23 protein-coding genes and 1 riboswitch are annotated in these 22389 nt (G+C 43.7%); of the genes, 12 read left to right on the forward strand and 11 right to left on the reverse strand.

What is annotated here, in order from left to right:
- Positions 1–8: 8 nt before the first annotated feature.
- On the forward strand, positions 9–749 hold the full coding sequence (locus SOO65_RS11940) for a M35 family metallo-endopeptidase (protein WP_321390034.1): 741 nt from the start codon (positions 9–11) through the stop codon (positions 747–749).
- Here SOO65_RS11940 and SOO65_RS11945 read toward each other — a convergent pair.
- Positions 746–1882: a hypothetical protein gene (locus tag SOO65_RS11945; RefSeq protein WP_321390037.1), complete on the reverse strand. Its 1137-nt coding sequence runs from the start codon at positions 1880–1882 to the stop codon at positions 746–748. The two genes, SOO65_RS11940 and SOO65_RS11945, sit on opposite strands and share 4 nt — an antisense overlap.
- A 77-nt stretch (positions 1883–1959) precedes the next feature.
- Here SOO65_RS11945 and SOO65_RS11950 point away from each other — a divergent pair, with 77 nt between their 5' ends.
- A complete protein-coding gene (locus tag SOO65_RS11950) occupies positions 1960–6114 on the forward strand; it encodes a bifunctional proline dehydrogenase/L-glutamate gamma-semialdehyde dehydrogenase (RefSeq protein WP_321390040.1) in 4155 nt (1384 codons plus the stop codon).
- Positions 6111–6899, forward strand: a complete 789-nt coding sequence (locus tag SOO65_RS11955) for a pyrroline-5-carboxylate reductase family protein (RefSeq protein ID WP_321390043.1) — start codon at positions 6111–6113, stop codon at positions 6897–6899. The genes SOO65_RS11950 and SOO65_RS11955 overlap by 4 nt, the downstream gene beginning before the upstream one ends.
- Here the strand turns inward: SOO65_RS11955 and SOO65_RS11960 are convergent.
- Positions 6874–7398 (reverse strand): hypothetical protein, encoded by a 525-nt coding sequence (locus tag SOO65_RS11960; protein WP_321390046.1) that lies wholly within the window; start codon positions 7396–7398, stop codon positions 6874–6876. The genes SOO65_RS11955 and SOO65_RS11960 overlap by 26 nt on opposite strands.
- A complete protein-coding gene (locus SOO65_RS11965) occupies positions 7383–8663 on the reverse strand; it encodes a polysaccharide deacetylase family protein (protein ID WP_321390049.1) in 1281 nt (426 codons plus the stop codon). Before SOO65_RS11965 ends, SOO65_RS11960 begins: the two co-directional genes overlap by 16 nt.
- A 149-nt stretch (positions 8664–8812) precedes the next feature.
- Here SOO65_RS11965 and SOO65_RS11970 point away from each other — a divergent pair, with 149 nt between their 5' ends.
- Genes SOO65_RS11970 through SOO65_RS11985 form a run of 4 tightly spaced genes read left to right on the forward strand, consistent with a single transcriptional unit; the run spans position 8813 to position 11783 of the window.
- The gene (locus SOO65_RS11970) at positions 8813–9238 is read left to right on the forward strand and encodes an ATP-binding protein (protein ID WP_321390051.1); all 426 of its coding nucleotides are present in this window, start codon (positions 8813–8815) and stop codon (positions 9236–9238) included.
- Entirely contained in the window at positions 9210–9878 is a 669-nt protein-coding gene (locus SOO65_RS11975) for a tRNA (adenine(22)-N(1))-methyltransferase TrmK (RefSeq protein ID WP_321390054.1), read from the forward strand. The genes SOO65_RS11970 and SOO65_RS11975 overlap by 29 nt, the downstream gene beginning before the upstream one ends.
- Before the next feature lie 38 nt (positions 9879–9916).
- Positions 9917–11551: a hypothetical protein gene (locus SOO65_RS11980; RefSeq protein ID WP_321390057.1), complete on the forward strand. Its 1635-nt coding sequence runs from the start codon at positions 9917–9919 to the stop codon at positions 11549–11551.
- Positions 11552–11588: 37 nt separating this feature from the next.
- Entirely contained in the window at positions 11589–11783 is a 195-nt protein-coding gene (locus SOO65_RS11985) for a hypothetical protein (RefSeq protein WP_321390060.1), read from the forward strand.
- Here SOO65_RS11985 and SOO65_RS11990 read toward each other — a convergent pair.
- Genes SOO65_RS11990 through SOO65_RS12000 form a run of 3 tightly spaced genes read right to left on the reverse strand, consistent with a single transcriptional unit; the run spans position 11780 to position 15392 of the window.
- A complete protein-coding gene (locus tag SOO65_RS11990; protein ID WP_321390063.1) occupies positions 11780–13648 on the reverse strand; it encodes a transglutaminase TgpA family protein in 1869 nt (622 codons plus the stop codon). The genes SOO65_RS11985 and SOO65_RS11990 overlap by 4 nt on opposite strands.
- A complete protein-coding gene (locus tag SOO65_RS11995) occupies positions 13642–14472 on the reverse strand; it encodes a DUF58 domain-containing protein (RefSeq protein ID WP_321390066.1) in 831 nt (276 codons plus the stop codon). Before SOO65_RS11995 ends, SOO65_RS11990 begins: the two co-directional genes overlap by 7 nt.
- Positions 14469–15392 (reverse strand): AAA family ATPase, encoded by a 924-nt coding sequence (locus SOO65_RS12000; protein ID WP_321390069.1) that lies wholly within the window; start codon positions 15390–15392, stop codon positions 14469–14471. Before SOO65_RS12000 ends, SOO65_RS11995 begins: the two co-directional genes overlap by 4 nt.
- Before the next feature lie 199 nt (positions 15393–15591).
- Here SOO65_RS12000 and SOO65_RS12005 point away from each other — a divergent pair, with 199 nt between their 5' ends.
- From SOO65_RS12005 to SOO65_RS12015, 3 genes are all read left to right on the forward strand, one after another.
- A complete protein-coding gene (locus tag SOO65_RS12005) occupies positions 15592–15822 on the forward strand; it encodes a hypothetical protein (protein ID WP_321390071.1) in 231 nt (76 codons plus the stop codon).
- Between the two features lie 82 nt (positions 15823–15904).
- A complete protein-coding gene (locus SOO65_RS12010; RefSeq protein ID WP_321390074.1) occupies positions 15905–16108 on the forward strand; it encodes a hypothetical protein in 204 nt (67 codons plus the stop codon).
- 105 nt (positions 16109–16213) lie between these two features.
- Positions 16214–16462: a hypothetical protein gene (locus tag SOO65_RS12015; RefSeq protein ID WP_321390077.1), complete on the forward strand. Its 249-nt coding sequence runs from the start codon at positions 16214–16216 to the stop codon at positions 16460–16462.
- 15 nt (positions 16463–16477) lie between these two features.
- Here SOO65_RS12015 and SOO65_RS12020 read toward each other — a convergent pair whose 3' ends face one another.
- The 5 genes from SOO65_RS12020 to asd form a co-directional block, all read right to left on the reverse strand.
- The gene (locus SOO65_RS12020; protein WP_321390079.1) at positions 16478–16783 is read right to left on the reverse strand and encodes a hypothetical protein; all 306 of its coding nucleotides are present in this window, start codon (positions 16781–16783) and stop codon (positions 16478–16480) included.
- Positions 16784–16786: 3 nt separating this feature from the next.
- On the reverse strand, positions 16787–17074 hold the full coding sequence (locus tag SOO65_RS12025) for a hypothetical protein (RefSeq protein ID WP_321390082.1): 288 nt from the start codon (positions 17072–17074) through the stop codon (positions 16787–16789).
- A gap of 70 nt (positions 17075–17144) precedes the next feature.
- Positions 17145–18080, reverse strand: coding sequence for a tyrosine-type recombinase/integrase (locus SOO65_RS12030; RefSeq protein WP_321390085.1), 936 nt, complete (start codon positions 18078–18080; stop codon positions 17145–17147).
- Entirely contained in the window at positions 18077–18646 is a 570-nt protein-coding gene (locus SOO65_RS12035) for a hypothetical protein (RefSeq protein ID WP_321390088.1), read from the reverse strand. The genes SOO65_RS12030 and SOO65_RS12035 overlap by 4 nt, the downstream gene beginning before the upstream one ends.
- Before the next feature lie 246 nt (positions 18647–18892).
- Positions 18893–19993, reverse strand: a complete 1101-nt coding sequence (gene asd / locus SOO65_RS12040; RefSeq protein ID WP_321390090.1) for an aspartate-semialdehyde dehydrogenase — start codon at positions 19991–19993, stop codon at positions 18893–18895.
- 105 nt (positions 19994–20098) lie between these two features.
- A riboswitch (Lysine riboswitch) is annotated at positions 20099–20285 on the forward strand.
- Between the two features lie 84 nt (positions 20286–20369).
- Between asd and lysC the strand changes: the two genes are divergently transcribed.
- Together lysC and SOO65_RS12050 are read left to right on the forward strand one after the other, a co-directional pair.
- Positions 20370–21722 carry a lysine-sensitive aspartokinase 3 gene (gene lysC, locus SOO65_RS12045; protein WP_321390093.1) on the forward strand — a complete coding sequence of 451 codons (1353 nt, stop codon included), beginning with the start codon at positions 20370–20372 and terminating at the stop codon, positions 21720–21722.
- On the forward strand, positions 21719–22381 hold the full coding sequence (locus SOO65_RS12050) for a 4-hydroxy-tetrahydrodipicolinate reductase (RefSeq protein WP_321390096.1): 663 nt from the start codon (positions 21719–21721) through the stop codon (positions 22379–22381). Before lysC ends, SOO65_RS12050 begins: the two co-directional genes overlap by 4 nt.
- Positions 22382–22389: the final 8 nt, after the last annotated feature.

A 22389-nucleotide genomic window follows, 5' to 3' on the forward strand; every position in this document is an offset into this window, starting at 1 on the left:
TGATCTTTATGAAAGGTTTAACACTAATATTAAGTTTCATTCTGTTTGCACCGGCCTTTGCTGAGGAGCTTTTCCAATATCGGCCGGGCGATGATGTTAATCATATGGTGGAGCTCTTAGGTGGGCCGATTGAACCAACGGTCTATTGTATTGATGACTTTAAACGTTTTAAAGTTTCCAACTGTGGCAATCAAGAGAAAGATGCGGTTAATCTCTTTAATACCGCCCATTCAATGCTGCTTAAACTGGAATTTGAGCTTTATGATTACTCCGTTCGTCCCGAGGTAAAAAATGATAAAAAAAGGGCGAGTGATCTGGAGAATATCTCTCAAAAAGTTTCATGCATTAAAGACAAAATGAAGAACATTCAGATTACTTGCCAGGACGGCGGCAAGGTCTGTGCTAAGAACGCCACCGCTTATGTCACTCTTTTTAATCCCTTCCAAAAAAAGAATAATTTAAATCTTTGCCCAGTTTATTGGCTGGGTCCGCAAGATTATAAATCAGCAGTGATCATTCACGAAATCAGTCACCTTTGTGGGACGAGGGACCATGAATATATCAGTGATCCTGGTTATGTTGTTGGGGTGCCTAAGAACATGAAAGAAGTGAATAAGAAATTTCGTCTTTGGAAGAAAAGTCCAAAGACCAAGACTGTGAATATCGCGGCCGTTAATGCCGATTCTTATGAGTTCTGGGTCTTGTACGGGTTTTGTCTGCCTGGGTTTGATTGCGATAAGAAATATTAGATCTTTCTCACGTCCTGATACTGCTTAATCTTAAAATCATCAATGATCGCTGGCGCCAGTTCCGAATCCATGAACTGCTGACAATGAACAGTTGGGTTTCCTGACGGGAAACTGCCTTTACCACCGTAATAGAGCACACACTGATCCGTGTAGTAGCTCAGGTACTCAGGGAAATAAGTCTTAAAGTGATTCAAGATTGCGCGCTTTTTGCGTTCATCCAAAGAGGCCAGAATATCATCCGGTAGAGGATCAAGTTCGCGCATTTTCTTCATTACCGCATCTCGACGGGTGCTTTTTCCGGCAAGCTCTCTTAAACGATTCCATGAATAGTTAAAAAGCTCACCCTGAGAAGGATTGTCTAACAGGTAAACCGTGTAGAAGAAATCCTGCACGAAGGTATCGGCCTTGCTTTGTGACTTTAGAATTTGAAACGCCAGCTCTCGATCAAGCATTTTTGGCGGCGAAAAGAGACGCTTACGGGCCTCGAGAATCAAAGACGGCATACAATCCGGGTGGATCGTCAGGTCGATCTTTCTCATCAGATCACCCTCAGGGCCGAGCTTAATATAGTCGATTTCGATTTTTCCCCATAGGGCGGTCATTACGAACTCTTTTTTACAGTAGAATTCGGAAAGATTACTTTTCAGGGCCACTTCCAGGAAAGACCAACTGGAAAGAGGGGACTCTTTGTAGTTTACGGTCAGCTCGGAAAGCTTAAAGGCCACTTCCGGATCAGTTTTGTCTTTTTCCCAAAAGGCCTTAAGGTCATTCCAACAAGGATTGTCCCCTTTCAGGCAAGATCTTAAAAAACGCTGCCCGATCTCCTGGCGGCGCCCCTTAAAGACGTCGTCGATTCTTAGGCTTGGCCAGTCATAAAGAGACTCGATCTTCTGGAAATCCTTACGGTTTATTTCGGATTTGGTAAGAATGCTGCGGCTGTACTGGTCTCCCATCTTGGAAACCATGGTCTTCCAGGCCTCCTGGCGCTCCGATGGTCGGATATCCAGGGCGTGTTGGAAAAACTCAACGTGAGAACCCTCATTAGACAGAACTTCCAGGTCCGCCAAAGTATAGGTATCCGCCCCCACAAAAGTGGACCAGAAGTACGCCATGAATAATAAAAGTTGAGGCATACAATTATTTTAGGCCGTCTCTCGTAAAGGCGTCAATTTCTGGTTATAACTGGAGCATTCATTTTTTTGGAGGCCCTGTGAATCTTAAAGGTGTTCCTGTTGTTAAAAAACGGGTTGTTGGTCAATGGCAAATCGCTTTCTACGAAGAGTTTGATTCAGTTCTTTTCCCAGGTGGAAATCTTCACCACGAGGTGGAAGTTCTTATTAGTTTTGTGACAAAAAAAGGTTTTGGTTCAGGCTTCCGCCGTGAAGTGGTGATCAATGCTTTCCCATTTCTTTGCGCGGTAAGACCGGAAGAAAAATCGATCTATATCGGAACCAGACGTTTGTCTCGTGAACTTGCCCTTTTAAAGCTTCATGAAGTGAACCCGGTTCTGATTGATCAGGACATTGAAAAACTTTTCTTCGCTCTGAAAGAGCATATTGAGAAAATCAGCACGATTTCTCCAACAAACTTCCCTTCAGAGATTGAATGGGTTTCAGTTGAAAATAATCTTCCTCAGTACTGGAACAAAGAACAGTGGCAAGATGTGGATGATGAAGCGAAAGTCATCCTAAAGCAACTGGTGAAGAAAGTGGGCGACTACCGCTCAAGTTCTTTTGAGAAAGTTTCTGACTACGGTCTGACCCTGACTGCCCAGTATGACCTTATCCGCGTTCACCTTCTGAAGTTCCTTGCGGTTCTTCCTTCTCTTGATCACGACAAGCACGGAACTGAAGTGAAGCGTAACCTCCTTGAGAGTTTACGTCGCTTAGGTGAAGACTCACGCGCGATCTCGATGGAGAAAAAGCGCGGAACTCGTCAGCTTCCGCTTTACTTAACACTTCTCTTCGGTGCCGCTTTCCATATCGCTCAAATGCTTCCGGCCAATATCCTGGCCGCAGTTGTTCGTTATATGGTTCGTATGATGGCAAAACGCTTTATTGCAGGGGAGAGTATCAATACTTCTCACGCCACTCTTCGTGACCTTCGCGAAACCAATCGTGAAGCGACTCTCGACCAACTGGGAGAGTTAGTTGTTTCGGCGAAAGAAGCGGATGAATACTTTGAAAAAGTTCTTCAACTGATCCACGGTCTAAAACAGCACGTGCCAAAAGGTGAGAAGAACAAAGCGGGCATTTTAAAGGCCCATGTATCAATTAAAGTTTCTGCTCTTTCACACGATTTCCGTCCGCAAGCTTTCGAGGCGACTTATGCTAAAGTTGCTCCAAGATTGCGTCGTATATTACAAGAGGCAGAACGTGAGGAAGTTTTCATCCAAGTAGATGCTGAACACTATCACTACCGTGATCTGGTTCTTGCCATTTACGAGAAGGTCCTGCTTGAAACTCCGGAACTAAAAAACTACGACCAAACTGGTATCGTGGTTCAGGCCTATCTTCGTGACGGTTCAAAACACCTTAACGATGTGATTGAGCTTGCGAAAAAACGCAAACTTCCAATGCGTATTCGCCTTGTAAAAGGTGCTTACTGGGACGCTGAAACGATTGAAGGTGAAGCTCACCAATTTACTCCGCCTCAATTCTTAAACAAAGAAGAGTCGGATCTTCACTTCCGTCAGCTGTGCTACATTGCTCTTAAAAATCACGAGCACATTCACCTGGCCCTGGCCTCTCACAACCTTCAAGACCACGCGTTCGTTGAAAGTTTGAGAAACCTTCGCTTCCCGCAAGCTCCGGTGATCGAGCACCAATGTCTTCACATGACATATGAAGCTCTTTCTCATGGTCTGGCGAAAATGGGGTGGCCTACTCGTAACTATATGCCGATCGGGAACCTTCTGGTTGGTATGGCGTATCTGGTTCGTCGTATTATGGAAAACTCTTCTCAAGTGGGAGTTCTTTCAATCATGCGTTCTCACCAGAAGGCGAGTGGTCTTATTTCTCCAGTGGAAGTTCACAACACTAAGAAAAAAGCCCATACACTTCAGTTTGATAGCTTTATCACTCAACTTAAGAGTGATTTCGCTCCGGCCAGACCTCTTCGTCTGTTCATCAAAGATGAGCGTGAGGCCCTTGAAAAGAGCATCAATGAATTAACGGCAAAAATTGCGGCCAATCAGGACGCCTGGAAGAATTCATCTGAAACAAAAGTAATTTCAAGTTCTCGTCCGGATCTCGTGATTGGAACTTATAAAGCGAACACAAATTCTGAAGCGATTAAGACCGTGGAAGAAGCTGAGGCCGCTCTTATGAACAACTGGTGGAGTAAGCAGTCACTTGCTCTTTACCGCGTATCTGTCCTTCTTAAGGCAGCAGATATCATGCTTTTAAAGCGAAATTCTCTTTCTGCTCTTATGATGTATGAGGCCGGAAAGACCATGACGGAAGCACTGGCCGACGTTGATGAGGCGATTGACTTCATTAACTTCTATGCTCGTCAGGAAATCTCGCTTCAATTAAGTCATCAAAAACTTACTAACCGTGGTGTGATCACGGTGATCGCTCCATGGAACTTCCCGCTTGCGATCCCTTGTGGGATGACGGTAGCTCCTCTTGTGGCCGGTAACGCTGTTATCTTAAAGCCTGCTGAGCAGACTCCGCTTATCGCCATCGAACTTTATAACATCCTTATCGAGGCCGGAGTTCCGAAAGAAATTCTTTACTTGATCCAAGGTGACGGTGAAGTTGTGGGAGCTCCTCTTGTGACTCATCCAAAGACTGCCGGAATTGTTTTCACCGGTTCTAAGGGCGTGGGCCAATGGATCTACCGTCACGCGGGCCAGGAAACAATTCAGCACTACTATCACCAGATTCCTATGCAGAAGAAAGTGATCACAGAGATGGGTGGTAAAAACGCCATTATCGTAACGAATAACTGTGAGCTTGATGAAACAATCTCTGGCATTCTTTACGCGGCCTTCGGTCACTCAGGTCAGAAATGCTCGGCCGCTTCTCGTGTGATTGTTCACAAAGAAGTAAAAGACGCTCTGGTTGCTCGTCTCATGCAGGCGATCCGCGATCTTAAAGTTGGTGAGGCCCTGGATCCATCAACATCGGTAAACCCACTTATCACTCGCGAAGATCAAGAGCGCGTGAAGAAAGCAATTGAAGAAGCCAAAGATGAAGCGATTCGTTCTCAAGGTAAAATCCTGATCGATCGCTCGTTTGAAAAACTTCCTGGCTTCTGTGTAGGTCCGGCGTTGTTTGAACTTCCAGCGTTCCAGGCCCGCAAGAAAGATTCTTGGGCACAAAAAGAGATCTTTGGTCCAGTGATTCACATCACTGAATACGAATCAATGATTGAGGCGGTAGAACTCTTTAACGGCACTGAATACGCTCTGACTGGTGGTATTTACTCTCAGTCTCAGGACGATATTGATTTCCTGATCCGCTTCCTACGTGCCGGTAACCTTTATGTGAACCGTCCGAACACTGGTGCTCGTGTAGCCATTGAGCCATTCGGTGGTTTCAAACTTTCTGGTACAGGGCCTAAGGCCGGTGGCACTGATTATGTGAAGGAATTCCACTTCATTCTATCTGCTCAAGATACTCAACCTCATGAGGGGAAATGGGCACCAGACAGCGGTTATGCGCTTATGACTCCACGTCCATCTCTTATCTCAACTGCTGGCCGCGTTTCTCGTTTTGAGCATTTCGCAAATAGTTTCGTTGATCAGTATGAACTATTCATGGGCACAGTGAATGAAAAAGAAAAGGCCCAGCTTCTGGGGTTCATCACATGGGTCAAAGGAAATCTAGGCGAGTACCTAAATGGTCACCACTTAAATTTCGTGATCCCTGGACAGCTTTCTTATAACGATAAATCGATCATTAAAGATTCCGGTTTGTTCGTGACGGTTTCTGCTCGTCCAAGCCTTAAGTCGATTCACTATCTCTTTGGTGCACTTGCCCTTGGTTGTGGTGTATCTATCGCATGTCTAACTGAAGAATCTTATAAGACATGGAAGGGCATTCTGGATCTGGCCTGGAAAGCTGGTTTCTCGAAGACCAATATCGACATCACTTTCATGTCGCAAACAACTCTTGCTGATCTGTTAAAAGAACCACACTACAGCTTCATCTATGCTGGCCATTATGTTCAGTACCGCGATCTTTTGTATAAAGGTGTCCTTGAAGGCAAGTCTTTAAGTGAAACAATGCGCTTAATTCTCTCTGAAGTTGACGGGGTTTCCCTTGAACCTTCACAGGTTTTAGATCAGTTTGTATGGACCCGTTCTCTGGCGATTAATACCATGAGACATGGAGCACCACTGGAGTTGAATGCATGAGAGTACTAGTTCTTGGCGCTGGAAAAATGGTTGAGGCCATCCTTACTGGATTTAAGGCCTCTGAAGATCTCTCGAATTGGATGATCTTTTCGCCATCTGGTATTTCGGCCAAGAATTTAGGAGCGAAGATCGGAGCACGTGTCGTGGCCGATCTTCAAAATGTAGAAACTCCGGATTGGATTCTGGTGGGGTGTAAACCGCAACAGCTTCCTGATCTGAAGAACCTTCTCGGTGATAAATTTAAAGATTCATTATTCGTAAGTATCCTTGCCGCTGTGACTGAAGAAGAGCAGCGGCGAGTGCTTAACGCTAAATACCTGATTCGCGTGATGCCTAATCTTCCGGTTGAGCACAAAGAAGGTGTAAGTCTTCTGGCCTCGGAATCGGCCAAAGCGCGCTTAGGTTCATTTGAGGCCCTCTTCACAAAGCTTGGTACGGCCCTGATTGTGAGTGAAACAGAGTTAGATGAACTGACTCTTCTCACTGGCTCTGGCCCGGCCTTCTTTTATGAATTTGCTAAAAACCTTTCCCATTCTTTTGAATCCATGTCTGAAGAGCAGCGTGAAAAGCTCATTCGTCAGGTGCTTTTAGGTGCGGCCAAATCGGGGAAAATGTCTAAGAAATCCCTCTCAGAAATGACGGATGCCGTGACTTCAAAGGCCGGCGTGACCATCGCGGTGCTTGAGAACTGGCGCTCAAATGGATTTGCGGAATTCGTGAAGAAAGGAATCGAGGCCGGAAAAAAACGTACTGAAGAGATTAAGGCGCTTCTTCGTCAAAGCTAAAATCCGCTTTCTCCTGATCCAATGTCTTATACAGATCACTGTCACAGAATGTGCTTTGAACAAAGCTCATGCAGCGGTTTAATTCTTTATCCGTTTTCTTGGTGTTTAAGATCTTTCTTTGATTCTTAGACAGGGACACCTGATGCTCTCTTAAAAGCTCGTCTACATAGCCACAGGTGCAGTTCTGATCACAGGTCTTAACCAGTTGGTCCACTTCTTTTGGATCGTCTAAAAGGGCCTCCATATCGTCCTGAACCACTTCCATACGAGGTCTTATGGTGCGGAGGAGGAGGGAAGCTTCATCATGATCAGGCACGCAACTTAATGGCGCCATCTCTTCATCAAAAATTTTTGTCAGTAATTGGGTGCCGAGGATCAGTTCTCCACGAGAGAATTCTTTTGGGGCCACAGGCCTAGCTGGAGGAGTTTTTACTTCTTCCTTCTTAGCAGTGGAACAACCAACGAGAATAAACAAAACGAGCACTAAAATTTTGGACATACGGTCTCAACACCTTCATTCATTTGAGTCACAATTTCACCCACTGTACAAACTCTTCTGCCGTCCCCTGACACATGATTCATAAGTTCAAGTGAGGCCTGTACCGTGCGAAGGTTAGTGTCATGAAAAAGAAGAATACCCGAGTCTCGGGGAGTCTTTTTCATCATGGCCTTTGCCCTCTTTACTATCATATCTGGAGTTTGGGCCAGCCAGTCAAGGGTATCGATGTTGTAAACCACGTGAATTAAGTTTGAATCAGCGATTTGTTGCCTAACGTTGGGTGTGGTGATCCCAATGCCGTAAGGCAAACGGAAATACTTAATATCAATGTTAAGATTCTTTTCCATGTTTGCGGTGGCGGCCTTGATTTCTTTCTCAAGAGTCAAACCACCAACTGTCGTAAGAAGCTTGTGTGAGTAAGAATGAGAGGCGATCTCCATGCCGGCATCGCGGATGAGCTTGGCCGTCTTGGGGTCTTTCTCGACCTTCTGGCCCAATTGGAAGAAGGTCGCTTTAAGATTCTTTTCTTTAAGTTTATTCACAACCAGGGGAGACACTTTTGAATCCGGACCATCATCAAAAGTAATGGCCCACACTTTTGAAGGAAATTCCTGGCCCGTGATATTGCCGGTCTTACCTTCATGAGGAGCAAAGTGAATACCACTTGAGCGAATTTTTAGCTTCATCAAATGCGAAAGATGTTCAATGTTCTGCTCGTAGATTTGGAATTCTTTGCGGCGGTCCTGTTCTTCATATTCTTTTTTGATCTCAGCTTTTGAAGGAACAGTGACTTCTCTTAGAGTGAGATTAATTGTGGAAGCAAGATGTTCCATTGAAAGAGTGGCCATCACAGACAGCATTGAAAACTCTCTGATACGCTCTTCCAAAATATTAATCTTCGGATCTTTGTTTTTATGCAGATACTGCCAGAGATCTTTTAGTTCATCGTGGATCTCATCCATCTGAGTACGTGAAGCAACCAGACGAAGGTATGGGCCCTGAAGATAGAGCTCTTCCAGTGTCGTTCCCGGAATCGCATCATCAAATTGAATGAGATTATCCTGGGCAATAACGTAATAACTGTGGATTGAAAGAAGCTTTTCATCGATTTCGGCCGAGAAAGACTGAGTCTCCTCCTGAAGAAGTTGCTGCATACTAAGGGAAGCGATCTCTCTTTTTTGTACAGTTGTCTTCGAGTTCCATAGCTTGAACCCACCACAACCTGTAATCACCATCATCGATAAAAGAAAAGGCCACTTCAGCATTACTTTCTCCGTAGAAACCCTGATGCCACCTTTTCGGTTTCTATGGGTAAAACTTGAGTTTAGTTGTCGTTTTTAGGCAGATTTTGCTTCTCAATGATATCTATTTGAACATTGCTGGGCCTTGGAGGATACTAAGGTCAGGAGGATCTATGGAAGATATACGTTCGGTACTTTCGCAATTTCACTCCAAGAAAAGACAGGGTAACGAGGTTGAAAAATCCGGTATCGGTCCTTCTACCGTTGCCTCAAGCTCGGAAATCCCCGACGTTTTTTTCGATGAAATCCTTCAGAAATTCAAATTGAATCGTTCCGAAATCTCGCTTTTGATGTATCTTTACCGCCAGGTTTGGTGTCGCCCTAATCTTTATAAATCTCACGGAATTGGGCCTTTAAATTCTTATACAGAGCTTTGTTCTATCCTGGGCATTACCCATGAGGAACTAGGGCAGTATCTAAGAAACTTAGAGAAATTTGGTTTCATTGAAACAGTTCGTGCCGGCCAGTATTTTGTGAGAAAGTTTTTTACCGAGACACTCGACAAGCAGTATGGCCAAAATTACGACGAATTCTTCTAGAGTAGGGGACAGTTCACTCTCTCTGCGCCTCAATTCTCTTCATCAATATTATCAAAATGAAGCAAGCATCTGGGACATTGGATGTGACCATGGTCTCCTGGGGCTGTCTTTCCTGAACTATGAACAGGTTCAACGAATTAATCTGGTGGATCCGGCAGCTCCAGTCATTGAGACATTAAGAAATAAGATTAAAGCTACGTATATTTCCAACCCCAAATTATTTATACATCACCTACCAGGCCAGGAAATAAAACTAGACCCGAATTCTAACTGCATCTTTATTGCTGGTATGGGAGGAAAAGAGATAGGCGAGATCATTCTTAATCTCATTCCGCAGTTATCCTCAAACGACCGTTTAGTGATTTCGCCTCATCGTAAGATTCTTGAGCTCCGGGAGCTTCTTCATTCAAAGAATCTGGCGCTGTTAGATGAAGAAGTTCTGAGGGAAGACGGGCAGTTCTATCAGATCATAGTGCTCGCCAAGAGTGAGAAATCAGGCCAAATACCTCTATATGGTGAGAAACTTTGGGCCTCTGAGACGGGAAAAGAGTATCGAAATCACCAACTGAAGCACTTTGACCTCCACCAAGATGTGGCATCTAGGCAGTACCTTTCTTTCCTGAAATCGCTAAATAGCTGAAAACAACCCATCAATAAAAAAAGTGCTATACTTAATGTATGGCAGGTAACCTTTTGTTCTACTATTTCGGTGACGATGAGGCCTACTTTAAAACACTTCAAGGGGAGATGAGGCAGCATTGTCGATTGGCCTTTGATCTGAAGAAGGTCTACGAGACTGATGAGAAAAAAATCCAATCACTTTTCCTGACGATCTATAAAACAAAACCCTCTTGTATCTTTATCGATTTCTCAAAAAACACTCAGGACTATTTGCATCTGGCCCGTATTATCGCTCGCACCACAATGGATCACACCATGGTGACCGTTGGTCTGGTGGATTATCTTTCGCCTCCGGAAGTATTGATGGAATCAGTGGCGACAGGTGTGAACTTGACTCATATTAAGAGTGCTGAATCCTTTGATGTGGTCTATGACGTGATGACTTTATTGTCTCCTGGACAAATGTCCCACGGGTTTGCGACGGCCGGTTTAAAAGAAGAACTGCAGGCCGGAATTCCAGTGAAGGTCGGCTATATTCATAATGAAGGTCTTCATTTTGAAACTGATTACAAACTTAGTAAGGGTTCAAAGATTGTTTTAAATCATCACTGGTCGGCGAAAAAAACAGTGCCTTCTAAGACAGTGACCATTAATAACATCACATCCATGAACCTTTTCTACCAATTTAAGTATGCGGTAGACGCGGAATTTATGTTTATTGATGAGTTCTTGCCACCAGAAGGAATGGAACCCGCCACGATTGAAGAAAAAAAAGCCGAGAGAGATGATCTTATTCACTATCATCGTAAGCAACTTAGTCGCTGGATTGAGGACAACTTATCTCGATCATTTGAAAAACGCGCGAAAGTTCTCGTTGTAGATAGTGAATTTAAGTTTTATCAGGATCAGGCCCGCACTGATAAGCATCCATATACCATCCGATGTGTGCCATTCATGCAGGATGTGGGACTTGAACTTGATAAATTCCAACCTCAGGTCATTGCTTTTGCCATTGATAAAAAAGAAAAAGACAATCCGAAGAACACTCAAGAGGCGCTTGATCATCTGGTGAATGCAATTAAAAACAAATTCTCAGATATCAGCCCATATATCATTATTTTTAACACCGAACTTTCATCAAAGCAGTGTCAGGACAACCTTCAATACGCCAATATAATGGCCATTAAGGGCGAAATGTCGGTGGATTTACTGGTGCGTATGGCGGACGTTTTTGAGAAAAAACTCGCGAATATGCCTATTGCAGTCCCAAAAAATAATGAGAAACGCGTTTATATTAAAAAAACGAACTCTGCTTCCATCAGTGAAATCATGATTCCTGTGACGGTGGTTAAACTCTCCGAAACCGACATGATCTTTCAAACTGATATTCCACTTGTAGTTGGTTCAAATCTCCATTTGACCCAGCCGGTGGATATGTTTGTGAACGTGCAGCTGACAAAAAACCAAGGTAAAGTTCCGGAGTATCACGGCCTCATTCACTGTCTGGGTGAAGATGATAAAAAAGAACTTCGCCGCTACGTGAACACCATCTTTTTCCGCGACCATGATGCTCAGGTGAATGCAGAAGCGGAAGAATTCAAAAAATTAAACGAAGCAAAACTGCAAGAAAAACTTGAAAATACCGCCGCCACAGAGGAAACGAAAGAGCCAGAAACCGAAGGGGAGACTTAATCTTGCCTTTCCGGAAGCTCGGGTCTATGTTCTTTTCATGAGATTATTAAAAATTATCTTCGTCTTTTTCCTGATCTATTTCATCCGTCGTTTTATGCAGATGTATAAAAACATGCAAAGGATTCAGGAGGCGCAGTTAAAGGCCCATGAAGACCTTTTACGCCGCCAAAGGACTGCAGAGCAAACTCAAGCTGGAAACGTTGTTAACGCCGATTTTAAAGTCGTAGACTAGAGATCCCGAATACGTTTGCGAAGCTCCATACTTGGGCCCTGGGTATTCCCGAAAGTTTCCTGGATTAATTGCGGCCAGATGCTCAGGACTTTTTCTTTGTCCTTTAACTTCGATTCTTTAATAAGATTTTCCGACTCTTCAAGGGATGTCACCGAGAGGTTGAGTCCCCGTTTATTCATTTTCTGATAAAACTCACGCCATAGGATCTGAAAGTCTGAATCCTTTTCTTTGCCCTTTAAGTAATACAAGTACCAGGTATACAGACCCATGAAGACCACAAGCATGATGGGAATAATTGAGAAGAGCCACTGACGTTTGAACTTATAACGAGAAAGCCAGGCGTCCTGAGTGTAATAATCCACCTGTTCCAGCCACGTATAAAATAGAAAATCCCACTGTCCAAACCACTGCTTCATGTCCGTGAAGATTCGAGGCATGCGGATAAAGCGATCTTTTTGATAAACGCCATTACGAACGGACTGCATGAAGATATCACCACCCAAACGCACACGGTCCGGTGCGATCCATTCGGTCGGATCTAGTCTTTGCCAGCGATTGTTTTCAAAGGCCTCGACCCATACGTGAGCATCGTTTTGAGTTACGAGATAAAAGTCCGCGAACTGATTATAAGTTCCACCCATAAAGCCTGATACCAGACGAGTGGGAATGCCATTGGCCCGCATGATGATCGCAACCGCTGAAGCATAATGAGAACAAAGTCCCACTTTTTTAGTCTGCATGAATTCTTCGAAAGATGAACTTTTCCCTGGACTCAGGGAATAACTAAAACCTTTGTCATAGAAATAGCGCTGAATATTGCGACCCAATTCCCTAACATCAGAACCTTTAAAATTCTCCAGAATCCAGTTCTTGGTTTTCTTAGGTAATGGTAGACCCAGATACTGATCCATATGCTCTAAGGTTTCAAAAGGCCTCTCAGCACGACTGATGACCTCATAGCGTGGGATCCATTGATAACGACGTTGAGTCATGGTCTTCATTTGCGGGAGTTCAAAAATGTCCTTACCAAAGCTAAGGGCCATCGGTGTATCCAGGGCAAAGAAATAATCAGAGCGTTTATACAGTCTGAAAGTTTGTTTTAACTCTCCAGGATGGAGATCGAATTCTTGAAGTCGTTTTGGTTCACCACGCTCAATACTTGCGAGGTTCCAGTTCCAACCATCATTTGAGATAAGAGTATTTCCACGCCAGTACAAAGCTTCCTGATTAAGGGGTCTATTCACCAGGACTTGAAAGGCCGGAGAATTGTTTCCTTCCAGGGACTCAATCTGAGAGATATTCACATCCGGGGTATACCCGATCTCCCCTGGCCCTGATTGTCCGCCCTGAAGAGGGATAGGATTTAAGAGGCGAGGGACTGAAAAGAACATAAAAAAGGTGAGGGGGAGGACCCAAATCACTGCCTTCCCTAGATCTTTCAAACGCCATTTCTGGCCCAGGAATGAATAGAAATCTCGGATAAGAACCATGAAGCTTACGCCAAAAAACAAAACATAGGTGAGTGTCTTCTCAAATAGTGAGCCTGCGGAAATGAGGAGCAATAATCCAAAGAAGATCATGTAACGGTCACGGTCCGACTCTTTCTCGAGGATTTTTAAAACGATGATGGAAGTTAGAAAGTTTAGCCCTACTTCTGGATCAATGATTTTTCCATAGCTGATCCAATAAGATGCAAACACACCTAATGCCAGTAAATTCCTGACGAGTTTTGACGTCTTAATCCCGAAAGAAACTGCCACAATCCCGCCAATCACAAACACCATAGTCGCCGGTGTGAGAACTTCGTACATCAGTCCCGCAAATACCATCAGCACTAAATTCTGGCGCAGATCTTCTTTTAACATTTCGCGAGTTCCTTTAAGCACTCACGCAGTTGATGCTCGGTTTTGCCAGATGAAGTTTTAAGAGAAAACGGAATGGATTTATCAGAGCAATATACCAGTTGGGTCGCAAGCTGTGATAATTGCCCTTCAGTTGGACCATGGAGTTCAAACTTAACTTCCGCTTCCTGGAGTTCTTCGCCTTCTTTAACCACTAACTCTCCGGAACGAGCGTAATGCTTCCAACTAATTTTGCGGGATTCTTCGCCCTGATATGGGCCCAGGTTCCACACATCATGGGGACCTTTATTCATGGTCGAGATTTCGCCCTCAGTATGGGACGGCGTTGATGGCAAAACACCCAGGTCTTTTGCTTTCACTGGATATGCATAGGCCGTGACATCCACATTGAAAGTAATCCACGCGCGGTACAGACCAAATGGCTGGGAGGTTGAAACTTTTAATTTTGAGAATTGATAAACGCCACGTTTAGGAAAAACCAGATGAGCATCTGAGCGTTCTTTGGTGTTATGAAAGGTCTTCACCGGAACTTTATCAAGTAATAGATCCCAACTAAGCGGACCTTCCGGGGCCTTTTTCCAATGGATACTCACTGATGTCAGATCTTCCGCGAAATTGTCCGTGACTTGCACACTTCCAAATTTCAAACCATGAAGATGAAAATGAGTTTGAATCACCCAGATAAGGTTTAATCCGAATAGAAAGAGCGTAAATATTAGTAGGAGATTATTACTGTAACCAACGGAGAGTAAAAACATAAGAAAGATCAGGCCATTTAAATAGCCACCCATGCGGGTCGGAAGGATGTAAATCCGTTCTTTCTTCATTTGTCTTTAACGAAGGCCACAGTTGAGATGAATTCGCGGGCCCTCATAAACTCCATATTGGCAGTTAGTGAATGCTGAGAAAACATGCGATGTCCGGACACATAAGGAAAGACGTTTTGGATATCGTCCGGGATGACGTAATTTCTTTTTTCAAAATAGGCCCAGGCACGGGCGGCTTCTAACAGATCAAGACCAGCACGAGGACTAAGGCCCCACATATCATCTTTTTTGCGAGATGCTTGCAGGACATCCGTTAAATATTCGAGCAAAGTTGGTGATACAGTCACGGCGCGAATTTCAGCTTCCCATGTCTTAAGTTCCTGAGGCGCTATAAACGGTACCAGATCATCGAGTTTTTCTAAACGAGGACCAGTTGTCAGAAGCTCCATTTCTTCGGCCTTCGATAAGTGCCCCATGGAGAACTTAAAAAGAAAGCGATCTAGTTGGGATTCCGGTAGGGGATAGGTGCCGTACTGCCCTCTTGGATTTTGAGTGGCAAATAAACAGAACTTTTCCGGTAACTGGTGAGCTACCCCATCCACTGTCACGTGTTTTTCTTCCATTGCCTGCAGTAATGCACTTTGCGTTTTCGGAGTTCCGCGATTGAGCTCATCAGCGAGAATGAGTTCACCAAAAATAGGACCTGGTTTAAAGATGAAGCGCTCTGATTCTTTGTGAAAGATCGAAACGCCCAGGATATCTGATGGCAATAGATCACTGGTAAATTGAATACGACGAAATTCAAGACCTGTTGCCTTGGCGAAGAATTTTACGAGTGTGGTTTTACCCATACCAGGCACGTCTTCAATCAGGACGTTTCTATTCAGAAGAAGGGCCATTAGACCCAGGCGCAATTGAACCTTGTTTCCAGGGAGAAAACTTTCACCTTGGAATAAGAACTTATCCAGATTTTTTGACATGAAGAAATCGTAACATGCCCCGGATAATTGTCAGAGAATAAAAAATAGGGGGGTTATGAGGGGAGGAGATTTCGGGGGATAAGTCCCCTATCTTATTGATTCCTTAAAATACCTGATAAATTAGCTATAGTTCGCGGCCAGGCTGCCGATAAAATGGTCCATCAGCACGATTGTTGGCTGTCTAACACGGGAGGCACGTTTGAACGTTAGAAACTTAGAAAATTTCCAAGAGGCACTGGTATGTCAGTACCGTGATCTGATCCACGAGGCCATTCTTGAGAGTGAAACTGATCACAAAACAAGGATGGATCTAGGTAAGCTAAACGCCAAACTTAGAGTTATTTGCAAGGCCGCCCAATATGACGGACTTTCTGAAGACGTTCTTTCTCAATTGATCGACGAAGCTATCCCGGCACCAAAAGCCGCTTAATTTTCACATCACATTCATTGAATTAAAGGTTTCTCCCATGATAAAACATGGAGAAACCTTTATTCGTTTTCGGAGAGTTTATATGGAATTAGAACAGGCGATTGAGCTATTAAAAACGGTCGTGAAGGACAACGGAGTTAACGATGAAAGACACATCGATTTAGGGTTAATTCCGGTTGAAAAAAGGGCCTTATTTGAGAAGGCCATGGTTGTTTCTAAGATGGCCATCATTGAAGGTAAATTGAGCCAAGAGGACTTTAAACGCCTGGTTCATTTGGATATCTAATTGAAATCACCTAACGCTCTGCACGATAATCTTTCTTATCGTGCAGACACTTTTAGGCTTTTTAAGGCTTCTTTGATCACCTTTTCCCTGGTTTCCGGGCCCTTAATGGCCGCTGATATAGCGACTTTTGAGTTCAATAAGACCTATCCCAATGAGATCTCCCTGGTTCTAACGAACCAAACTCTTCAGCAAAATATGGATAAGAATTTCGCCCAGATCCCGTGCAAACCTCGGATCATTTCCAACGGTCAAATTCAGGAGAATTATTTCCTGAAATCCTGCCGTGGTTATGTCACAAAATTTCTATTGGATTCTGGATATGAAATGAAAAACTGGCGGACGTTCACTAAGTAACGCCCACCTTTTATTTTAGATCTGTTGGTTACCGGTGATATTTTCAGGAATCATAGGCATCATTTCACAGTTCTCAATTTGTTTCCCATCATCTGAAAAATGAAGCTTAACTTTTACGTGTCCACGATAGGCATTCTTTAAACATTTCCCAGCGCGGCTGTCTTCAGCGATTTGATAAACACCATGTTTGTCTTCAAGGAATTTCACTGTCATTTCCTTGTAAGTATCATCGAATGTAATGGTTCTCACAAAGTCCGTTCCATACGGATCTCTAGCAAAGGCCGCTGCTGAAATAAAAAGTCCCAAGATTAAGTATTTCATAAATTACCTCACTGGAGCTGATGGACTAACGAGTTTGCATCCTTTTATATCATCTGCATTTTCCTCAAAACTGAGTTTCACCTGCATCTGTGCCTGGAAAGCATTCTTCAAACAAGGTGCCACGGCATCCCCTTCAGAAATTCGAAAAACCTTACCATTGCCCCAGAATGAAACAATCATTTCCTGGCGGCTGTCATCGTAATCAATTTCACGAACTTCTTCGACCACTGTGAATTTCTTCACAGCAAATGCAGAGGTTGAAAGTAACAAAAGAGATAAAAGGTACTTCATAAAAGTGCTCCTTAATCTCATTGTAGTTATGCGGGAAAGACTAATTCAATTTAAGAGGAAATTAAGTCAATTATAAATCCAGAGAAAGCGACTGATGAATTTTTTGTCTTCTCTTATTATAGGCCTTCGTCATTGAGATATCTCTATGGCCAACAAAATCGGCCACTCTTTCCAGAGCATGTCCCTTATCTAATAACATACCAATTACGGTTGAACGGGCCGAGTGAATGGTGATGTCTCCCCTAACACCAATCATCTTGGCGTATCTTTTTATAATGTAATTAAGAGTCTTGGGATCCAGTGGGCGATTCACATTATTCTTAGTACCTCTGAAAATGTAATCATCCTGGGTCATGGTGTATCCAGCGGATTCGGCCCACTGAAGATATTCGGAAAGTGCTGCTTCGGCCTTAGGGTTTAATGGTGTGACCATTTCACGATGTCCTTTGGCGAAATACTTCACAACTGTGAAACCATTTTGTTCATCCAGATTTTTAAACTGCAGATGCGAGACCTCTCGGTGGCGCATACCTGTGGTGAAGAACAACGTAAGAATCGCTTTATGCAGTTTTCCTGAAGGTAGATCAGTATTGATAGCGGCCAGTAAATGAACTACTTCTTCATCTGAAAGATCCTGAGTTTTCACTTCTTTGGGGATGCTAAATCGCTTCACTCTCCCTACTGGATTTTTTTCAATTAAATCCAAATCCATCAAGTAATCATAGAAAGACCAAAGGGTCGCTAAAATGCGGTTCACGCTACGAGGTGAATAATCCTCTTTTAAAAGCAGATCTTTAAATGCCACCACATGAGCGTGTTCCACACGTGTCTCATCAATAAAGCGAAAATGATCCTGCAAAAAACCCAAAAATTTTCGAAGATCACGCGTGTAAGCATCACGCGTATGTTCAGAACTGAAGTTATGGATGAAGCCGTAATAGAGTTTGTTCCGATCAACACGGCCGGATTTGGTGAGTTTAAAATCACTAAAGACTTCGAGATTCATAGAACGACTCTTTTATTAGAATTCCAATCCAGACAAAACGAGAGTAGGGCCCAGTCTTCACGAGGAAGCATCTTCTGAAGGGCCTTTGGGGTATAGTTTAAAACTTTGAGAAGGAGCATGACCTGATCAACGGTCTTTGTAATCGTGGCCCTTTCCTTGATTGTAAGTTCAAGCTTTTCGCCCTTCTTTACTCTCCCCTCAAAACCTTTAAGCTCCAGTTGCACGGTCTTTAAGGACTCTTTTAAAACTCGCATGTGCCCAAGGCTGCGTTTTTCGTGCTCGATAAAGCGCTCAATAATAAAACGGATTTTGCGGCCGCGGCCCTGGATCTTAGTGTCTTTAACCACCATGCTGTCCAGGAACTTTAAAAATTCCGGTGCCAGACACAGGGTGAAATTACGGGCCTTCTTAGATTCTTCCTTGGCGGGACGCCCGGGTTTTCTCTGGGCTTTCTTTTTGAAGGCCGGTGCGGGTTTTGATTCAACGAAATGTTTTACGATGGGTTCAGCTGCTGCTGCCTCAGGCTTTTTCTGCAAAAGCCGCTTTAAAACTGATTCACTGCCCATTTTTGAACTCCCTACATGCCCTATTTCCACAGAACAAAAACCTAAGACGCATCGTTCTGTCGCATAATTCCCCTTATGAGGTATAAAAACAGTATAGAAAAACTAAATCAGTTTTAATAGTAAAATTGATCTAGTTTAAATATTGGCGAATGAGCATAAATGAACCGATGCGATTTGTCAGGTATTATTCAGGTAATAAAAAAGGGCCCCGAAGGACCCTCATTTTGATGAATTTGTGAGTGAAAATTAGCTTTGTAGCACTTGTCTTAAAACACAACGAAGTGGTTCAGCGGCACCCCAAAGAAGCTGATCACCAAGCGTGAAAGCGTTGAAGTAAGAGTCTCCGATAGTCATCGGACGGATACGACCGATTGGCACATGCATTTTGCCTGAAACCGCTGCTGGAGTAAGGGCCTTCAAAGTATCTGGCTTATTGTTTGGAACTAATCGAACCCAGTCGTTAGCTGAAGCAATGATCTCTTCAACCGTTGAAAGGTGAGCTGATTTTTTCAATTTAATCGTTAGACCTTGTGAGTGACAGCGAAGAGCTCCCACGCGCACACATGTTCCATCGATTGGAATGATTGTTTGTGACTGAAGGATCTTATTCGCCTCAACCTGAGCTTTCCATTCTTCTTTAGACTGACCAGAAGGCATTTCTGAATCGATCCATGGCAGAACGTTCAGGGCCAGCGGATGACCGAAGTTTTGAGTGGGAAATTGAGAACTCGTCATAAGAGACGTCATTTGTTTTTCAAGAGTCAAAGCATCGGCCGCAGGATTTGCAGAGAACGCAGTTCCTACTGACTTCATCTGATCCAGAAGCTCGATCATGTTCTTAGCACCGGCACCTGAGGCCGCTTGATAAGTCATCGAGCTCACCCACTCCACCATGTTTTCTTTGAAAAGACCGTGTAAAGCAATCAAGAGTAGGGACACTGTACAGTTACCACCTACGAAATTCTTAGTGCCTTTATTAATCGCTTCCTGAATGTTGTTACGGTTAACCGGATCAAGCACGATCACGCTATCGTCTTTCATGCGAAGTGTACTGGCCGCATCGATCCAGATTCCATTCCATCCTTCTTTACGAAGAAGCGGAAACATTTCTGTGGTGTAATCGCCACCCTGACAAGAGACAAGAATGTCCATCTTGGAGAGTTCTTTAGAATCCATTGCACTTAGAAGCTTATCGTGTGAATTGGGCATTTTGGGAGCCGCTTCACCTGTCTGAGAAGTAGAGAAGAAGTAAGATTCCATGTGAGAAAAATCATTTTCTTCCTTCATGCGTTCCATCAGAACTGATCCTACCATTCCACGCCATCCAATAAATCCAACTTTCTTCATGTCTTAACTCTCCGTTTGAGTTTTAGAGATCTCTTAAATTAGATAGCTCGAAAAAAATTTAAAAGTAAACTTGGAATTTCAAATTTAATTGTCTATGATCTATTTGTTGCCTAGAGAGGCGCGATCGTTAGGTAGAAAGTTGGAAGGATTAAAAGCCGTTAAAACCAACTTTTGAGGGAAGGGTCGCCGAAGTGATTCATGAGTTTTAAATCAGCGAATCATTGGTTGTTGGGGCTGAATCCCCAAGACTGTCACTGAGATAATAAAGAATCAGTGGGGTGCTTTAGGTAGGTATAAGATTTTCTTACCTTTACCTATCCTATTTCTCCCCCACTACATATAATTTTTAGACTAATTTCCAACTTGGAGATCTGAAATGTCGCACGCACTTATCGTTTCGAAATTTGGTGGAACTTCCATGGGTGATCTAACTTCTATGCAAAGAAGTGCTCTCATCAGTGCTGAACGTAAATCAACCGTCGTTGTGGTTTCTGCAACTTCTGGCACGACCGATAAACTCATTGAAATCGCGAAGTCAGCATCTCAAGGGCGCATGGATGATTGCGAGAAATTAGTTTTCTCAGTTAAAGAAAGACATTTAGGTCTTGCAGGACAAGCTGGTGGACAAGAACAGACTGTGGCCATGCTTCAAAGCTATTTCACTGAACTTGATCTTCTTGTTCAGAATATTTCATTACTTAAAGAACTCACACCACGCGCTTACGATCACATCCTTTCATTAGGTGAGAGAATGTCGTCACTTATCTTCCGTGACGTTCTTCAAGCTGCTCTTCCTAACAAAAAAGTTACACTATTAGACGCTCGTACCGTCATTAAAACCGATTCAAACTTCGGCAAAGCTACTCCTCAGATTGACGTCATTGAAAGAGAAGCTATGGCGAGAATGAATCTTTCTGGAGATCAAGTTTATGTCACACAAGGTTTCATCGGCGGAGACTCAGAAGGCAACACGACAATTCTTGGTCGTGGCGGCTCTGATTATTCTGCAGCTCTTTTCGCTGAAGGTATTTCAGCAAATGTTCTAGAAATTTGGACAGATGTGGCGGGTGTAGCGACAACCGATCCGCGACTGTGCCCAACAGCTCGTATTATCCCTGAGCTTTCATACTCAGAAGCGGGCGAAATGGCCCAATACGGGGCAAAGATTCTTCATCCTGCAACTATCGCACCGGCCGTTCGTAAGAATATCCCGGTCTTCGTCGGATCAAGTTTTGAAAAAGACCTCCCAGGAACCTGGATCAGAACTTCCGTGGATCACCGTCCGGCCGTACGTGCGATTACGAAAAGAAATGCTCAAGCACTTTTAACGATTACAACTCCTAGCATGTATAACGCTTACGGATTCATGTCAGGACTATTTGAAGTGTTTGGTCGTCACCGTGTTTCAGTGGACTGTGTAACGACTTCTGAGATCTCAGTTGCCGTGACAGTGGACAATGCCACACTCGAAAACGAGAAGTTCATCCGTGACCTTGAGACTGTTGGAAATATCAACATTGAGGCCGGCTACTCGCTGATCTCGCTCATTGGTAACGAGCTCACACTGAAACCAAGCTTAGCAAAAACAATTTTCTCAACTATTGATGCAGTTAACATCCGTATGATGAGCTTAGGTGCTTCATCATACAACTTTAACTTCCTGGTGAAAGAAGAAGATTCAAAATCTGTTATTCAGAAACTTCATAAAACACTTATCGAGGAAGTATGAGAATAGCCTTACTCGGTAAAGGAAAGACTGGATCAAAGGTCCTTGAGTTTGCTCAAGACGTAGAAGTCTTTGATTCAAGCAATGTTCCGACCTACGACAAATTGATTAAGCACGACGTGATTATATCTTTCCTCCCAGGAGAGGCCTTTGAGGCGCTAATCCCCGTTTTGCTTGAAACGAAGAAACCGGTAGTGACTGGTTCTACTGGTTTTAAGTGGCCTGTGAATTTTGACAAGACTCTCCAGGAGAAAAATGTTTCGTGGATTTTTGCCACGAACTTTTCTCTTGGGGTAGTTGTCCTCAAACAATTAATCGAACGACTTCATCAGGTAGATGGGCTTTTCAAAGAGAAGACGCTTTCCATCCATGAAGTTCACCATACTAAAAAACTTGATGCTCCATCTGGAACTGCACTTTCAATGAAAGAGTGGCTACAGGAGCCTTGTGAGATTACCTCTGAGCGCACAGGCGATGTGGTGGGTCTCCATACGCTCACACTTGAGACTCCAGGAGAAATTCTACGCCTCGAACATGAGGCAAAAGACCGCCGACTGTTTGCAGAAGGGGCAGTTTGGGCCGCAAACTACATTACAAAAAACAATATGAAACCGGGCCTCCATGCTTTTCAAAAAGTAGTGGAAGGTCACTTATCCCTTTAAAGGAGAAG

The organism is Peredibacter starrii (assembly GCF_034259205.1).
Lineage (GTDB): Bacteria > Bdellovibrionota > Bacteriovoracia > Bacteriovoracales > Bacteriovoracaceae > Peredibacter > Peredibacter starrii.

Bases quoted from the DNA above. Each gene is read 5' to 3' on its own strand.
- SOO65_RS11965 (WP_321390049.1), bottom strand. From the start codon at position 8,663: ATGCTGAAGTGGCCTTTTCTTTTATCGATGATGGTGATTACAGGTTGT.
- SOO65_RS11940 (WP_321390034.1), top strand. From the start codon at position 9: ATGAAAGGTTTAACACTAATATTAAGTTTCATTCTGTTTGCACCGGCC.
- SOO65_RS11990 (WP_321390063.1), bottom strand. From the start codon at position 13,648: ATGTTAAAAGAAGATCTGCGCCAGAATTTAGTGCTGATGGTATTTGCG.
- SOO65_RS11975 (WP_321390054.1), top strand. From the start codon at position 9,210: ATGGCCAAAATTACGACGAATTCTTCTAGAGTAGGGGACAGTTCACTC.
- SOO65_RS11945 (WP_321390037.1), bottom strand. From the start codon at position 1,882: ATGCCTCAACTTTTATTATTCATGGCGTACTTCTGGTCCACTTTTGTG.
- asd (WP_321390090.1), bottom strand. From the start codon at position 19,993: ATGAAGAAAGTTGGATTTATTGGATGGCGTGGAATGGTAGGATCAGTT.
- SOO65_RS12050 (WP_321390096.1), top strand. From the start codon at position 21,719: ATGAGAATAGCCTTACTCGGTAAAGGAAAGACTGGATCAAAGGTCCTT.
- SOO65_RS12035 (WP_321390088.1), bottom strand. From the start codon at position 18,646: ATGGGCAGTGAATCAGTTTTAAAGCGGCTTTTGCAGAAAAAGCCTGAG.
- SOO65_RS12025 (WP_321390082.1), bottom strand. From the start codon at position 17,074: ATGAAGTACCTTTTATCTCTTTTGTTACTTTCAACCTCTGCATTTGCT.
- SOO65_RS12020 (WP_321390079.1), bottom strand. From the start codon at position 16,783: ATGAAATACTTAATCTTGGGACTTTTTATTTCAGCAGCGGCCTTTGCT.
- SOO65_RS11955 (WP_321390043.1), top strand. From the start codon at position 6,111: ATGAGAGTACTAGTTCTTGGCGCTGGAAAAATGGTTGAGGCCATCCTT.
- SOO65_RS11970 (WP_321390051.1), top strand. From the start codon at position 8,813: ATGGAAGATATACGTTCGGTACTTTCGCAATTTCACTCCAAGAAAAGA.
- lysC (WP_321390093.1), top strand. From the start codon at position 20,370: ATGTCGCACGCACTTATCGTTTCGAAATTTGGTGGAACTTCCATGGGT.
- SOO65_RS11985 (WP_321390060.1), top strand. From the start codon at position 11,589: ATGAGATTATTAAAAATTATCTTCGTCTTTTTCCTGATCTATTTCATC.
- SOO65_RS12030 (WP_321390085.1), bottom strand. From the start codon at position 18,080: ATGAATCTCGAAGTCTTTAGTGATTTTAAACTCACCAAATCCGGCCGT.
- SOO65_RS12010 (WP_321390074.1), top strand. From the start codon at position 15,905: ATGGAATTAGAACAGGCGATTGAGCTATTAAAAACGGTCGTGAAGGAC.
- SOO65_RS11960 (WP_321390046.1), bottom strand. From the start codon at position 7,398: ATGTCCAAAATTTTAGTGCTCGTTTTGTTTATTCTCGTTGGTTGTTCC.
- SOO65_RS12000 (WP_321390069.1), bottom strand. From the start codon at position 15,392: ATGTCAAAAAATCTGGATAAGTTCTTATTCCAAGGTGAAAGTTTTCTC.
- SOO65_RS11980 (WP_321390057.1), top strand. From the start codon at position 9,917: ATGGCAGGTAACCTTTTGTTCTACTATTTCGGTGACGATGAGGCCTAC.
- SOO65_RS11995 (WP_321390066.1), bottom strand. From the start codon at position 14,472: ATGAAGAAAGAACGGATTTACATCCTTCCGACCCGCATGGGTGGCTAT.
- SOO65_RS12015 (WP_321390077.1), top strand. From the start codon at position 16,214: ATGGCCGCTGATATAGCGACTTTTGAGTTCAATAAGACCTATCCCAAT.